The following is a 15,086-nucleotide window of genomic DNA, read 5'->3' as shown; positions in this document are numbered from 1 at the left end:
CGAAGAGCACTAAGAAGAAAATTAAATTAATCAATACCGTAAGACTTCGTGCTCTTCTTGATTAAATCCTTATAAATTAAATATTTTCACACTCTCTAAACTGAATGCACAGCATTAAATCCGCGCTGGCAGAATCCGCCAGTACATTAGCCTCCATCTCCGAATCCGCTTTACTGGATGCCGAAATATTACTATGCCAAGTGCTTCAAAAAGACCGCTCCCATCTGCGCGCCTGGCCCGACAAACAATTGGAAGCGACACAACTGAAACAGTTTAAGGCACTGATTGAAGAGCGACGAAAGGGCATGCCTGTTGCTTACCTCACTGGTCACCGGGAGTTCTGGTCACGCGACTTTCAGGTCACGCCTGATGTCCTGATTCCGCGTCCGGATACCGAATTGCTAATTGAACTCAGCCTGCAACTGATACCACCCAACCAACCCGCCAAACTCATGGACCTGGGCACCGGCTCCGGCATTATCGCTATCACACTGGCCGCCGAACGCCCTCATGCTCAGGTCATAGCGACCGACTTCAGTCCGGCCGCACTGGAAATAGCGAAGCGTAATGCCAAACTCCATCACATCACCAACATCCGATTTCAGCAGAGCGACTGGCTTGACAATGTGCCCGATGCACAGTTCGACCTGATAGTCAGTAATCCGCCCTATATTGCTGAAGATGACAGCCATCTGCAGGAAGGCGATGTCCGATTTGAACCACAAACAGCCCTGATCGCCGCCCAGCATGGCCTTCAAGCCATCCAGACCATAGTCAACAGCGCTTGCAGCCGTTTGAAAACACACGGGCATCTACTCATAGAGCACGGCTATAATCAGCAACGGCTAGTGCAAACTATTTTTCAAGACCTGCATTATGATAAGGTACACACCTATCAGGACTTATCCGGACAGCCGCGTGTGACATACGGTCAATGGAATTCGTAGGATTCAGCCGACTTTAACTTTTACCTTATGACCATCAATTATGCTTCAAGAAGAAATCCACATCCCGCGCAAAATTACCAATCAATTATTGCATCTTGCACAACAATCTCCCGATCAGGAAGTCTGCGGGCTTATCAGCAGTAAAAATGGCCTGCCAGCTCGTTGCTATCCAATAAACAATGTCGCAGAACAGCCTGGGCAGCGCTTTCAACTCGATGCATCGCAGCAAATTGCCGCCATGGCCAGCATGCGCAATCAGGGCGAAGAGCTTTTCGCCATTTATCATTCGCACCCGACCGCACCGGCTCAGCCTTCTTCCGCCGACCTGGAACTAGCCGCTTATCCAGATGCGGTGTATTTGATCATTTCATTGAACACAAAAGGTATTTTAGAACTGCGCGGCTTTAGGATAGAACATAAAATCGCGCGGGAAGTTGCGATGGCATTGAGCGAAGACTAAAATTTGCTCAACGCCCGTGCGCATTCTGATTTTACTGCTGCTATTGGCGACATTAGCTTTTTATGCCAAAACTAAAAAGCTGAAATCCAGATTTTGATCCGCGCGTTGGACAGCGCATTTGCGCCGATAGATCAGTTTATTGAGAAACAAAGTCAAAAATGCAACCTGATTACAGCCATCCGACACAACCATACCTCGGCCGGTGATTTCGGTCAGTCGCCTGAATCGCCCTCGCCCGCCCCAAACTATGCAGCGACCATCTGGTGGGAACTTAAATTTCGCTATTGGGTTTACAAAAACATGCTGGATTCGGAATCCAATCTGCACCGTATCCGGGTCTTTATTCATTACCATGAAACTACACCGAAGGCGGGCATTTACAACACCTCCTGGGATTGGATAAAGACCTTCTGTCTATCGAGCATGCTTTCGCGCCTCGATCAACCAGTTTTTCCGATCGGCTGCCCGACCCGACGCAGTCACCTTTATATTCGCGGAGAAAGGCTGAAATTATGGCTGCCCGCATTCCGCTGTCGGCCACCACATCACAGATGGCCGACAGCCTAGATCAATGCATCATAGGCGAACAAACAGCGCGGGGAAATTAACTGGCTTCCGACCAATTGAGCCACTAGCTAACAAGCGATCATAACCCGGCTATTACCGATTTAATATCTTGCTGCCGAAATATTGCCACATCGCATCCTGCAACGCTTATTTCAGCTTGTCCTTAAGCATTTTATTCACCTCGCCAGGATTGGCCTTGCCCTGCATCGCTTTCATTACCTGCCCGACAAAAAAGCCGAACACTTTGTCTTTGCCGCTACGGTATTGCTCAACCTGCCCCGGATTATCGGCAATGATTTTATCGATTATGGCTTCTATTGCACCGGTATCGGTAATCTGTTTTAAACCTTTGGCCTCGATAATCTCATCGGCCGAAGCCGTGCCCCGCCACATTTCCTCAAACACCTGCTTGGCGATTTTTCCGGAAATCGTGTTATCGCTGATGCGCGCCAACAATCCGGCCAGTCGTTCGTGGCTGACGGGAGAGTCGCTAATTTCTAATCCAGCCCGATTGAGTGCTGCCAAGAGATCGCCCGTTACCCAGTTGGCGCAAATTTTTGCTTCGCAAGCCGATTCTTTCACAACAATCTCGAAATAATCAGCCAACTGACGCGAAGAAGTCAGGATCGTGGTACTTTCCTCATCCAACCCGTATTGGTCCTTGAAGCGCTGTTTTTTCGCATCTGGCAACTCGGGCATGGTGGTTTTTACCTGCGCCTTAAATGCCTCATCGACAACCACGGGCAACAGATCGGGATCGGGAAAATACCGGTAATCATTAGCCTCTTCCTTGCTGCGCATGGAACGGGTTTGATCCTTGACTGAATCATAAAGCCGAGTTTCCTGAATCACGGCACCACCGCTCTCGATCAGGTCTATCTGGCGCTCAATTTCATAATTGATGGCCTTCTCAACGAATTTGAACGAATTGATATTTTTTATTTCGGCACGTGTACCAAAAGCCTGCTGGCCTTTTGGCCGAACCGACACATTGGCATCACAGCGAAACGAGCCTTCCTGCATATTGCCATCGCAAATCCCCAGGTAGCGCACCAGTTCGTGCAACTTTCTCATATATGCGACCGCTTCCTTCGCCGAACGCATATCCGGTTCGGACACGATTTCCAGCAGCGGCGTGCCGGCACGGTTTAAATCGATGCCGGTCAAGCCATGAAAATCCTCATGTAATGATTTGCCGGCATCTTCTTCAAGATGCGCACGCGTTATGCCGATGCGTTTTTTGACGCCGTCCGCATCAATATCCAGATGTCCAAGTCCCACAATAGGCAATTCAAACTGACTGATTTGATAGCCTTTGGGCAAGTCAGGATAAAAATAGTTTTTTCTGGCAAAAACAGAATACGGCGCAATTTCCGCTTCAATAGCCAATCCGAACAGCACAGCCATACGCACAGCCTCCTGATTAAGGACCGGCAGAACACCCGGCAATCCCAAGTCAACCGCACAAGCCTGTGTATTCGGTTCCGCCCCATAAGCGGTCGAAGCACCGGAAAAAATTTTTGATTTTGTGGCGAGTTGTGTGTGAATTTCCAACCCGATCACTGCTTCCCATTCCATTATTTGCTCCTTTACTCAAAACCTTTGGGACGTTGTTGATGCCAGTCGGTAACCTGCTGATATTGATGGGCAATATTCAGCAACCGGTCTTCGGCAAAATAATTACCAATAATCTGCAGGCCTACCGGCTTACCGTCGACAATGCCGGCCGGCACGGACATGGCCGGCACGCCTGCGAGATTAATGGCAATGGTATAAATATCGGATAAGTACATTTCGATAGGATTGCCTATTTTCTCGCCTATGCCGAATGCAGTTGATGGCGTTACCGGTCCCATGATCACATCGACTTCCGATAAGGCATTTTTAAATTCCTCACTGATCAAACGTCGAACTTTTTGCGCTTTAATATAGTAGGCATCATAATAACCGGCCGACAAGGCATAAGTTCCCATCAGAATCCGGCGCTTGACTTCCTTGCCGAACCCTTCACCGCGTGAGCGCGTATATAAATCAGCAAGATCCGTCGGATGTGAGCAACGGTAACCAAAACGCACACCATCGAAGCGTGACAGGTTTGCTGAACATTCGGCAGGAGCGATGACGTAATAAGCCGGTATAGCCAGTTTCAGATTAGGCATTGAGATTTCCTTGATTTGCGCACCTAATTTCCGATACTCATTGACGGCCGCATCAATAACGGCGGCCACATCGCCGCTCAACCCATCACCGAAAAACTCTTTAGGCAACCCGATTTTGAGACCTTCAATAGGATTATTCAGCCCAGCCCGATAATCAGGCACCGGTAAATCCACGCTGGTCGAATCTTTCTCATCGAATCCTGCCATCGTCTGCAGCAAGATGGCGGCATCCTCGGCGCTACGCGCCATAGGCCCGCCCTGATCCAGGCTGGAGGCATAAGCGATCATGCCATAGCGCGATACGCGCCCGTAAGTCGGTTTCAAACCGGTAATGCCGCAGTGGGCGGCAGGCTGACGAATTGAACCGCCGGTATCCGTGCCGGTCGCGCAGGCAGCCAGTCCAGCAGCCACGGCCGCGGCCGAACCGCCTGACGAGCCGCCCGGTATGGCATTGCGATCCCAAGGATTTCTAACTGCACCGTAATAGCTGGTCTCATTGGAGGAACCCATGGCGAATTCATCCATATTGAGTTTGCCCAGCATGACCGCCCCAGCCTGATTGAGTTTTTCTATGACGGTGGCATTATAAGGCGCGATGAAGTTATCGAGCATTTTAGAACCGCAGGTGGTTTTCACGCCTTGCGTGCAAAAAATGTCTTTTTGTGCGATCGGTATGCCGGTCAGCAGCATCGCATCGCCCTTGGCGATCCTGGCGTCGGCTGCCTTGGCTTCCTGTAAAGCCAGCTCTTCGGTGACCGTGATATAACAATTAAGCGAGCCGTGTCGCTTGATCCTGTCCAAAAACATCTGAGTCAGTTCCAGGCTTGAAAATTCGCCTGACCGCAGGCCCTTGGCTAAATCCGCAATTGACTTATTGTTCATCATGGCATATTCCCTTACTCAATGACTTTCGGCACTAGATAAAGTCCCGCTTCGACTTGTGGCGCAATAGACTGGAACTGCTCGCGGTTATCCTGTTCCGTAACAATATCGGGCCTTAATCTTTGCACCTGATCCATCGGATGAGCCATCGGTATGACGTTGTCGGTATTTAACTCACTCATCTGTGCCATTAAATCCAGCATGCCGGACAAATCCCGAGCATAGGACTCAATGTCTGACTCATCAATTCCCAAGCGCGCTAAATGCGCAATTTTTTTCACATCGTCGGTCGTTAAAGACACTATCAACTCCTCAAAATTTCAGAGATTCTATATTATTATAAATATGATACTTTATATCTTGCTCAAATACCCGCTTGATTGATAAAGTAATACAATTTTATTCCCCATAAAGGACACAGGTAAAAAATGTTCTTCAAAAGAATTCGCGGCCTTTTTTCGAATGATCTCTCGATTGATTTAGGAACCGCTAATACACTGATATATATTCCCGGCCAGGGCATCGTGCTTAATGAGCCATCCGTTGTTGCCATCAAAGAAGATAAAATTCGCGGCTCTAAAACCATCGCAGCGGTCGGTGTAGATGCAAAACGCATGCTAGGCCGAACGCCGGGCAATATCACGGCCATCCGTCCTTTAAAAGATGGGGTAATCGCCGACTTTGCCGTCACGGAAAGAATGCTTAGATTTTTCATTGAAAAAGTCCATCAAAGCAAACTGCTGCGACCTAGCCCGCGCATTTTAATCTGTGTGCCTTGCGGGTCAACCCAGGTTGAACGTCGTGCCATCCGCGAGTCTGCCGCCATGGCGGGTGCACGCGAGGTTTATCTGATAGAAGAACCCATGTCTGCCGCTATCGGCGCAGGCCTGCCCGTTGATGAAGCGTCGGGCTCGATGGTCCTGGATATCGGTGGCGGCACCTCCGAAGTAGCGGTCATATCCATAAACGGTATCGTATACTCCAACTCCGTCCGCATTGGCGGCGATCGTTTTGACGATGCCATTATCAACTATGTCCGCAGAAATTACGGTACGCTAATCGGTGAATCCACAGCCGAAAGAATAAAATTTGAAATCGGCACGGCTTATCCCGGCAGCGAAGTCAGGGAAATAGAGGTGAAAGGCCGCAACCTGGCGGAAGGCGTCCCGCGCAGTTTTGCCTTAAACAGCAATGAAATCCTGGAAGCGTTACAGGAGCCGCTATCAGGCATTGTCGGCGCGGTCAAAGTGGCATTGGAACAAACACCGCCTGAACTGGGAGCCGATGTTGCCAACCGCGGCATTTATTTAACTGGCGGCGGCGCCTTATTGAAAGACATTGATCGCTTGATCGCGGAAGAAACTGGCTTGCCGGTGTTTATTGCCGATGACCCGTTAACCTGTGTTGCCAGAGGCGGCGGCATGGTTCTGGAAATGCTGGATAAAAAAGGAGTCTCAACCTTTTCATTAGAGTAATGACGCACAGCCTTTAAACTGTTTATTCTGGCAGAAACCGGGCCGGCCAAAACCCGGTTGCTTCATTTTAACTAATAAGATGACTGCATGGATGCAGGAGATAGAGCAACGCAAGGAGCAATTGCCGAGGAAACCCGCCATCAAACTTTTATTTGCCACCGGTCCATCGATCAATACCCGCCTGCTAGTGGCAGTAATTGCCTCCATCGCCTTACTGGCGACGGAACAGACCACTCTCCGGCTGGCCCCGCTTCGCGCTACGTTATCTCTTTTAATCGACCCTATAAAATACTTGGTCGATTTACCTACTGTTCTGGTCGAACAGGCTTCCAATTCCATTAGTTCATACTCGACCCTGAAAAAAGAAAATGAGCGATTGCGTGAGCAGCAACTCGTCCATCAAACCCGACTGCTTAAGCTGGCCGCACTCGAAAAAGAAAATATCCGTCTGCGCGCGTTACTGGAAAATTCATTTAAACTCGGCGAACAGGTGTTGATCGCGGAATTGCTGTCGATCAATACGGGCCCTTATGAACACATAGTACAGGTCAATAAAGGCACACGTTTTGGCGTACATCCCCAGCAGCCCGTACTTGATGCCAACGGTGTGGTTGGACAAGTGATTCGGAGCTTGCCTTTCAGCTCTGAAATTATGTTAATCACCGATCCTAATCATGCCATTCCAGTACAGGTTAATCGAAACGGCCTGCTGACCATTGCGGTAGGCAGCGGGCAAATGAACCGACTTAACCTGCCTTTTTTACCGAACAACGCTGATATCCGGACTGGCGATTTACTGATTACTTCGGGTTTAGGAGGCACTTTTCCACAAGGCTATCCTGTTGCCGTTGTGGATCAATTCACCCCAGAACCCAGCAAACCTTTTGCCAGCATTACCGCAACCCCTAAAGCCATGCTGGACCGGAACAGAGAGTTATTGATCGTCTGGAGCAATACAAACCCTATTCCTCTCACCTCAGAAGCAACAGCGAACGACAAAAAGACCGAGACACCTACCCATGAATAACTACTATGGCTTTGGCCGAATTATTTTGACCATAGTATTAGCGATGAGCTTAAGAATTGCGCCCATGCCGGGCATCATGGCTATGATCAACCCCGACTGGGTGCTTCTGTCTCTGATTTATTGGTCACTGGCCGTACCGGAACGGGTCGGTATATTTCATGCTTGGGCCTTCGGCCTGCTTACTGATGTCCTAATGGGCAAGTTATTCGGCCAATATGCATTAGCTTATTCATTGGTCATTTATCTATGTCTTAAACTTCATAAACGGCTACGCCAATTTCCCTTGATTCAACAAGGGCTGTTTATTTTTTTCTGTCTGCTTTTGTCCCAACTGCTACTGTTCTGGATAAAAAATCTTCAGCATCCTTCTCAACTTCACCCATCTTTCTGGCTTCCTGTAATTACAGGAACACTATGCTGGCCATTGGTTTATACGACATTACGTTTTGTTCGCCTTGCACGGCGGCCTAAATAAGATACTCACTGCTGTTATGTCTCGTACATATACGATTAAAAATAACCTAGTAGAAAACCGCCTGTTTTTCAGCCGCATTCTTGTCGCGTTCATTATTATACTGCTGCTAACGTCTGCCCTGATTGTTCGCCTAGTCTATTTACAAATAGTCGGCCATGAACACTACTCAAGCATGGCAAAAGATAACAGCATCAAAATCAAACCATTACCACCAACCCGAGGCATGATTTATGACCGTAACGGAAAGATTCTGGCGGAAAACATGCCTTCTTATAGCCTTGAGCTAATCCCTGAGCAGATCAACGACCTGGATGACACGTTGCTTCGTCTGCAAAAGCTGCTCAATATCTCCGATGAGAAAATCCAGCAATATCAAAAACAGCGTAAACGGGAAAAACGCTTCACGAGTACGCCTCTGTTAATGAACATGACAGAAGAGGAACTCGCGAAGTTTGCCGTTGCCCGGCCTTTTTTCCCGGGCGTCGATATTCAAGTGCACCTGGTTCGGCATTATCCCTACGCCGAACTGACATCTCATGTCGTCGGCTATATGGGCCGGATCAACGAAGCCGAGCTCAAGTCGCTGCCTGTAGCCGAATACCGAGGCTCAAGTCATGTTGGCAAGATAGGCATAGAAAACAGCTATGAAGCACAATTGCATGGCAAAACAGGCTATGCGGAAATCGAAACCAATGCCCAGGCACGGGCTATCCGTACGGTAAACTCAGTGGAGCCGACATCCGGCGCCAACCTCTATCTGACGTTGGATATTGATCTGCAAAAAACCGCCTATGACGCACTGGATATCTATAATGGTGCCGTCGTTGCGATTGAGATCAAAACAGGCGGCGTGCTGGTATTCGTCAGCCGCCCCGGGTTCGATCCCAACCCGTTCGTTGTCGGCATCAGTAATGATGCCTATCAGGCACTGCAATCATCCGATAAGCAACCGCTTTACAATCGGGCATTGCGCGGCCTGTATCCGCCAGGCTCGACGCTTAAGCCATTTATAGGCCTGGCAGGACTTGAATATAACGCCATAAGCAGCCAACACAGAATTTTCTGTCCAGGATTTTATCAGCTACCTGGCGTCAAGCATCGTTATCGGGACTGGAAAAAATGGGGCCATGGCTCGGTTAATTTGAACGACGCGATCATGCAATCCTGTGACGTCTATTTTTATAGTCTCGCCTCCTCTTTAGGCATAGATAATATGCATGATTTTTTACAGCAATTTGGTTTTGGCGAAAAAACCGGTATTGATCTGGTCGGAGAAAAGGCGGGATTACTGCCTTCCCGAGACTGGAAGCGTAATCATAGAAAACAGTCCTGGTATCCTGGCGAAACGCTGATTACGGGCATCGGTCAGGGGTTTACCCAAGTGACACCGTTGCAGCTCGCCAGAGCCACCGCAACCCTGGCTAACAAAGGCCAGATTGTCACGCCGTTTTTAGTGGACAAAATCGTTGATTCCGATGCCACAACCCATGGCCCGGAAATTCATAAAGGCACTATTCCGCTTAAACCGAACAATATCAATAACATCATTAATGCCATGGTCAGCGTAGTGCATGGCGAACGCGGGACAGCGAAAGGCATCGGCAAGGATATCAATTATCTAATCGGAGGGAAAACGGGAACCGCACAGGTTTTTAATATTAAGCAGGACGCCAGATATAACGAAAGTGAAATTGAATTCAAACTGCGCGATCATGCCTTGTTTATCGCTTTCGCGCCAGCCGACGATCCCAAAATTGCAGTAGCCGTCATCGCTGAAAACGGTAGCCATGGCAGTTCAGTCGCCGCGCCCATCGCCGGGAAAGTCATTAAGCAATTTTTAGAGAGCGAGAATGAAAACTGAAACCCGTAGAGAACAATTCCAGCCCCCTTCAGCTTTAGGCAATATCCTCAGAAAACTGCATATCGATATTCCTTTGTTTCTCACGCTGGTCCTGGCTTCAATGGTCAGCTTCGTGGTTCTTTACAGTGCCGGCAGTCAGGATACGGGCATACTGATACGCCAGGCGGCCCGTATCGGACTGGCTTTCACATTGATGACGGTATTGGCCCATATCAATCCCTATCAATTTAAGCGCTATTCCGCCTTGCTGTTTGGCCTGGGGATCATGTTGCTCATTGCCGTACTGATCATGGGACAGATAGGTAAAGGTGCGCAACGATGGCTGGATCTGGGTTTTTTTCGTTTCCAGCCGTCGGAAATGATCAAAATCACCACACCCATGATGATTGCCTGGTATCTGGCCGAGCATTCGCTACCGCCGAAATGGAAACAACTTAGCATAGCCGGCGTACTGATTATTATCCCAACCTTATTAATAGCCAAACAGCCGGATCTGGGTACGTCTTTACTGGTAGCCAGTTCCGGGGCTGGTGTGCTGTTTTTTGCCGGCCTTTCCTGGCGCTTCATTTTGGCCATCATCGCTTCACTGGCTGCATTGACTCCTGTCGTTTGGCATTTGATGCATGATTACCAGCGCGGCCGGGTGTTGACCTTTTTAAATCCCGAAGCTGATCCGATGGGCAGAGGCTATCATATTATCCAATCCAAAATAGCCATTGGTTCCGGCGGCATCTACGGCAAAGGTTGGCTGGGCAGCACGCAGTCGGAACTGGACTTCCTGCCGGAAAGCTCGACTGATTTTATTTTCGCCGTTTTTGCCGAGGAATTCGGACTTTTCGGCTGCCTGGGACTGCTGATCCTGTACCTGCTGATTATCGGCCGCTGCCTGTATATAGCTTCCCAAGCCCAAGATACCTATAGCCGGTTATTAGCCGGCAGCTTGGCCTTTACCTTTTTCGTATACGTATTCGTTAACATCGGTATGGTCATAGGGATTTTGCCTGTCGTAGGTGTCCCATTGCCATTAATCAGTTACGGAGGCACATCAATAGTGACGTTACTGGCCGGATTCGGTATCCTTATGTCCATTCATACTCATAGAAAGCTCTTGCCGAACTAATGAAACTGAAAAACACTTTAGCGCGCATCCTGTTTAGCAGCCTCTGTTTAACCACGACGGCCTGTACAGCCAATATCCACGAAACAGACGGCATGGATGCATTTATCAAGCAAATGACTCAAACACATAACTTCGACAAAACTGAACTTAATGAGTTATTTCAATCGGTTGAGATACAGGAAAACATACTGAAAACCATCTCGAAGCCGGCTGAAGGATTGCCCTGGTATAAATACCGCAATATCTTCCTGACCGAATCCCGCATTAACGGCGGCGTGGAGTTTTGGCGGGAAAATGCGCGGGCCCTGCGCTCTGCCGAACTGCAATACGGCGTTCCAGCGGAAATCATCGTCGCCATCATAGGCGTCGAAACGCTGTATGGACAGAATACCGGCAATCATCGCGTCATTGATGCACTGTCTACGCTGGCCTTTGCCTATCCTCCTCGCAGCAAATTCTTTCTCGGCGAACTGGAAAACTTTTTATTGCTGTGTCGCGATGAACATATAAATCCTCTCGATCCGACCGGTTCTTATGCTGGCGCAATGGGCATTCCGCAGTTCATGCCTAGCAGTTTCAGAACCTATGCGATCGATTTCGACAACGATAACCGCCGCGATATCTGGCACAACAAGGCAGATGTCATCGCCAGCATTGCCAATTATTTTGCCCGGCATCAATGGCAAACGGGACAAGCTATCGCTTTTCCCGTTAAAGCGGAAGGAGAAAAGTATAAAACCGTACTCAATAACGACCTTAAGCCAGACTTAACAATTGCAGAGCTAGAATATCTCAATATCGACACATCCGGTCTTACTCCTTTAGACAGCAAAATAAAGCTTCTAGCCTTTGAACAGGAACAAGGCGAAGAACTATGGGTTGCGTTAGACAATTTTTATGTGATCACCCGTTACAATCACAGCCCTTTATACGCCATGGCCGTTTACCAGTTAAGCCAAGCCATTTCAGACAGGAAGGCCTCAATACATGAATAAAATCATAGTGTCCCTATCCTTTTTTATTCTCAGCAGCTGCGCTACGGAACAGATAGAAACTATAGAATCCACTAAACAGGCGCCGGATTCTGAAAGCACCAGCACCCCATGGCTTTATCAATCCCCGCCAGAAGTCGAACAAAATACCGCAGCATCATATAAAGAGCCATCACGGCAAGAAAGCCTGCTGCCCCGCATTGCCCAATACTTGAAACGCGGCATCGCTTCATGGTACGGACCGAGGTTTCATGGCAAAAAAACCGCCAACGGTGAAATTTTTGACATGTATGCCATGACCGCCGCATCCAAAACGTTGCCTATCTCATCCTACGCCCGTGTTACCAATCTGAAAAACAAGCGCAGCGTTATCGTCCGCATCAATGACAGAGGCCCCTATCATGGCAACAGAGTATTGGACCTATCCTATACCGCTGCAAAAAAACTGGGGATTTATAAAACAGGGACGGGCATGGTCGAAATCAAAGCGTTAACCCCGGAACAAGCATTGCCCCAACTACAGGCAGCCGCGGCCAAACAGAGAAAACAGGTCTATCTGCAACTAGGCACATTCGGCAACCAAAAAAAAGCGGTCAAGTTGCAAAATAAAATCGTCGCCCATCATCTGCCTCAACCTGAAATTCTGTCCTCGACCTATAAAAACTCCACGCTTTATAAAGTTCAAATGGGGCCAATAAAGTCCGTGGATAGTGCTCATAAGCTGAATGAACAACTGTCAGAAATAGGCATAACACAGACTCAATTTGTCACAGAAACCAGACAAAATTAAAAACTCGCATGGTACAATAAGGCACGATTTATCGAGCCACCCTCTACCCCTAATAACCATGATGTTTCTAAAAAGTTATACCCGCTTCCACTTTTTTATCTTTTTCGGCTTGCTTCTTAACGCTTGCCAGGCAATATCAGCAGATGATGGGATTCTGACCCCGATAGCGCCAACCGTTAATGCAGGTGCTTATATTTTGGAAGACTTTGCTACCGGCAAGGTATTGGCGGAAAATAACGCCGATGTCAAACTTGCCCCGGCCAGTCTCACTAAAATCATGACGGTCTATGTAGTCTTCAGGGAACTCGGCAGTGGCCATTTGCATCTTGACGATAAAGTCACCATTAGCCAAAAAGCCTGGCAAACACCGGGATCACGCATGTTTGTCGAGGTCAATAAACAGGTTTCAATCGAAGACTTGCTACATGGCGTAATCATTCAATCAGGGAATGATGCCAGCGTCGCTTTAGCCGAGCATGTGGGCGGCAATGAAACGACATTCGCCGACATGATGAATCAGCATGCGGCGCGCTTGGGCATGGTCAACAGTCATTTTACCAACAGCGATGGCTTGCCCAGCCCTGATCATTACACGACAGCACGGGATCTGGCTATTCTGGCCCGAGCATTAATCAAGGAATTTCCTGATTACTACCGCTGGTTCTCGCAAAAAGACTTCACTTATAACAATATCAAACAACAAAATCGTAATAAATTGCTTTGGCGAGACGAAACGGTTGACGGTATTAAAACCGGCTTTACCGATGACGCGGGCTATTGTCTTGCAGCGTCCGCATTAAGAAATGATATGCGTTTGATTTCTATTGTCATGGGCACAAAAAGCGCCACGATTAGAGCCAATGAAAATCAAAATCTGCTTAATTATGGGTTCCGTTTTTTCGAATCGCACCGACTCTACCAGGGACAAACGCCTTTAACCGAAGCAAGAATATGGAAAGGCGATAGCAAAGAACTGCCATTAGGCTTGGCAGAAGATCTTTTTGCCACTATTCCACGCCGTCAGTATCAAGATCTGAAAGCCGTAATCAATGTTGATAAAAATATTACCGCCCCTGTCAAGGAAGGCCAAAAACTCGGCACCGTGACGGTCACGCTGAAAGATGAATTAATCGCTACTAAAGAACTGATAGCGCTTAAAAGCGTGGAGAAAGGCAACGTTCTGCAAAGACTTTATGATCAAGCTCTGCTATTGATGGAAAAATAATGGAAAACAAAACAGTTTATTTAAACGGACAATACCTGCCTCTTAATGAAGCCAAAATATCGGTCATGGATCGCGGCTTTTTGTTCGGCGACGGCATTTATGAAGTCATTCCGGCGTATCGCGGCAAGTTATTCCGTTTTCAGGAACACATGGAGCGACTGGAAAACAGCCTGAACAATATTCGCCTGGTCAACCCCTACAGCCGCGAGCAATGGCTGGAAATTCTGACGGCGCTATTGAGTTCAAGCAGGGATCAATATATTTACCTGCAGGTTACGCGTGGCGTTGCACCTAAAAGAGACCACGCGTTCCCGGAAAAGACCGAGCCCACTGTTTTTGCCATGTGTTCAAACATTGTGCCGTTTGAAGGACGGGACTCCGGCGTTAAGGCGATGAGCCTGGATGACAGCCGCTGGGAGTTGTGCCATGTCAAGGCAACGACACTGCTGGCCAACATTCTGCTTCGGCAACAGGCCGTGGAACAGGGCTGTGCCGAAGCCGTTTTAGTTAAAGAGGGCTATGTAACCGAAGGCGCGGCAAGCAATATTTTCGCTGTTATCGATGGCGTCTTGATTACTCCGCCTAAAAGCAGTGAAATATTGCCGGGCATAACCCGTGACGTCATACTGGAAATCGCCAAGGAAAACCATATCCCTTACAGTGAAGAGGTTATTTCATTAGAGGCCTTAAAAACAGCCAGCGAAATCTGGTTAACCAGCTCCACACGTGAAATCATACCGGTTGTGGAATTCGACGACCAAAAAGTGTCTGGCGGCAAACCCGGCCCGGTATGGCAGAACATGAACCGACTTTTCCAAGCTTACAAGCAGTCCCAATCATGAGCGAAGAACAATCACTTTTAGAATTTCCCTGTCAATTTCCTATTAAAGTCATGGGCAGAACCAGCCCGGACCTTGATGTATCGGTTGTGGAAATTGTTCGTCGTCACAGCCCCGATATCAAAGAAGGCGCCATAACGTCCCGTCCCAGCAAGGGCGGCAATTACACGGCTATAACTGTGATCATAGATGCATCCAGCAGGCAGCAACTGGATGCCATCTATCAGGACTTGACAGACAGCCCGCATATTCTGATGGCGCTATAAT

At 48.4% G+C, this 15,086-nt stretch carries 16 protein-coding genes; 12 read left to right on the top strand and 4 right to left on the bottom strand.

Going from position 1 to position 15,086, the window contains the following annotated elements:
• Nucleotides 1-104 precede the first annotated feature (104 nt).
• On the top strand, nucleotides 105-947 hold the full coding sequence (prmC, locus tag METMA_RS0111175) for a peptide chain release factor N(5)-glutamine methyltransferase (protein ID WP_020159183.1): 843 nt from the start codon (nucleotides 105-107) through the stop codon (nucleotides 945-947).
• A 40-nt stretch (nucleotides 948-987) separates the two neighbouring features.
• Nucleotides 988-1,407, top strand: a complete 420-nt coding sequence (locus METMA_RS0111170; RefSeq protein WP_020159182.1) for a Mov34/MPN/PAD-1 family protein — start codon at nucleotides 988-990, stop codon at nucleotides 1,405-1,407.
• A 60-nt stretch (nucleotides 1,408-1,467) separates the two neighbouring features.
• Here the strand turns inward: METMA_RS0111170 and METMA_RS26980 are convergent, their stop codons facing one another.
• The 4 genes from METMA_RS26980 to gatC all read right to left on the bottom strand — a co-directional run bounded on the left by METMA_RS26980 (nucleotide 1,468) and on the right by gatC (nucleotide 5,317).
• Nucleotides 1,468-1,761 (bottom strand): hypothetical protein, encoded by a 294-nt coding sequence (locus METMA_RS26980; RefSeq protein ID WP_156830487.1) that lies wholly within the window; start codon nucleotides 1,759-1,761, stop codon nucleotides 1,468-1,470.
• 360 nt (nucleotides 1,762-2,121) lie between these two features.
• Nucleotides 2,122-3,552 carry an Asp-tRNA(Asn)/Glu-tRNA(Gln) amidotransferase subunit GatB gene (gene gatB / locus METMA_RS0111155; RefSeq protein ID WP_020159179.1) on the bottom strand — a complete coding sequence of 477 codons (1,431 nt, stop codon included), beginning with the start codon at nucleotides 3,550-3,552 and terminating at the stop codon, nucleotides 2,122-2,124.
• Between the two features lie 11 nt (nucleotides 3,553-3,563).
• The gene (gene gatA, locus METMA_RS0111150) at nucleotides 3,564-5,015 is read right to left on the bottom strand and encodes an Asp-tRNA(Asn)/Glu-tRNA(Gln) amidotransferase subunit GatA (RefSeq protein ID WP_027147244.1); all 1,452 of its coding nucleotides are present in this window, start codon (nucleotides 5,013-5,015) and stop codon (nucleotides 3,564-3,566) included.
• Nucleotides 5,016-5,029: 14 nt separating this feature from the next.
• Nucleotides 5,030-5,317, bottom strand: a complete 288-nt coding sequence (gatC, locus tag METMA_RS0111145) for an Asp-tRNA(Asn)/Glu-tRNA(Gln) amidotransferase subunit GatC (RefSeq protein WP_020159177.1) — start codon at nucleotides 5,315-5,317, stop codon at nucleotides 5,030-5,032.
• A gap of 126 nt (nucleotides 5,318-5,443) precedes the next feature.
• On the opposite strand from gatC, the gene METMA_RS0111140 reads away from it, so the two are divergent.
• From METMA_RS0111140 to METMA_RS0111095, 10 genes are all read left to right on the top strand, one after another.
• Nucleotides 5,444-6,490, top strand: a complete 1,047-nt coding sequence (locus METMA_RS0111140; protein ID WP_020159176.1) for a rod shape-determining protein — start codon at nucleotides 5,444-5,446, stop codon at nucleotides 6,488-6,490.
• A 91-nt stretch (nucleotides 6,491-6,581) separates the two neighbouring features.
• Nucleotides 6,582-7,517: a rod shape-determining protein MreC gene (gene mreC / locus METMA_RS0111135; RefSeq protein ID WP_020159175.1), complete on the top strand. Its 936-nt coding sequence runs from the start codon at nucleotides 6,582-6,584 to the stop codon at nucleotides 7,515-7,517.
• Nucleotides 7,510-7,992 (top strand): rod shape-determining protein MreD, encoded by a 483-nt coding sequence (gene mreD / locus METMA_RS0111130; protein WP_020159174.1) that lies wholly within the window; start codon nucleotides 7,510-7,512, stop codon nucleotides 7,990-7,992. Before mreC ends, mreD begins: the two co-directional genes overlap by 8 nt.
• Nucleotides 7,993-8,008: 16 nt before the next feature.
• Entirely contained in the window at nucleotides 8,009-9,853 is a 1,845-nt protein-coding gene (gene mrdA / locus METMA_RS0111125) for a penicillin-binding protein 2 (protein WP_027147242.1), read from the top strand.
• Nucleotides 9,843-10,973, top strand: a complete 1,131-nt coding sequence (gene rodA / locus METMA_RS0111120; protein WP_020159172.1) for a rod shape-determining protein RodA — start codon at nucleotides 9,843-9,845, stop codon at nucleotides 10,971-10,973. The genes mrdA and rodA overlap by 11 nt, the downstream gene beginning before the upstream one ends.
• Complete coding sequence (gene mltB, locus METMA_RS0111115; protein ID WP_020159171.1) at nucleotides 10,973-11,968, top strand: lytic murein transglycosylase B; 996 nt, start codon at nucleotides 10,973-10,975, stop codon at nucleotides 11,966-11,968. Before rodA ends, mltB begins: the two co-directional genes overlap by 1 nt.
• Nucleotides 11,961-12,755 carry a septal ring lytic transglycosylase RlpA family protein gene (locus METMA_RS0111110; protein ID WP_020159170.1) on the top strand — a complete coding sequence of 265 codons (795 nt, stop codon included), beginning with the start codon at nucleotides 11,961-11,963 and terminating at the stop codon, nucleotides 12,753-12,755. Before mltB ends, METMA_RS0111110 begins: the two co-directional genes overlap by 8 nt.
• A gap of 58 nt (nucleotides 12,756-12,813) precedes the next feature.
• Nucleotides 12,814-13,980: a D-alanyl-D-alanine carboxypeptidase family protein gene (locus tag METMA_RS0111105; protein WP_020159169.1), complete on the top strand. Its 1,167-nt coding sequence runs from the start codon at nucleotides 12,814-12,816 to the stop codon at nucleotides 13,978-13,980.
• A complete protein-coding gene (locus METMA_RS0111100; protein ID WP_020159168.1) occupies nucleotides 13,980-14,822 on the top strand; it encodes a D-amino acid aminotransferase in 843 nt (280 codons plus the stop codon). Before METMA_RS0111105 ends, METMA_RS0111100 begins: the two co-directional genes overlap by 1 nt.
• Nucleotides 14,819-15,085: a YbeD family protein gene (locus METMA_RS0111095; RefSeq protein WP_020159167.1), complete on the top strand. Its 267-nt coding sequence runs from the start codon at nucleotides 14,819-14,821 to the stop codon at nucleotides 15,083-15,085. The genes METMA_RS0111100 and METMA_RS0111095 overlap by 4 nt, the downstream gene beginning before the upstream one ends.
• Nucleotide 15,086: the final 1 nt, after the last annotated feature.

It is taken from the genome of Methylobacter marinus A45 (genome assembly GCF_000383855.1).
Taxonomy (GTDB): domain Bacteria; phylum Pseudomonadota; class Gammaproteobacteria; order Methylococcales; family Methylomonadaceae; genus Methylobacter; species Methylobacter marinus.
This window is presented reverse-complemented; position numbering and strand designations above follow the sequence as displayed.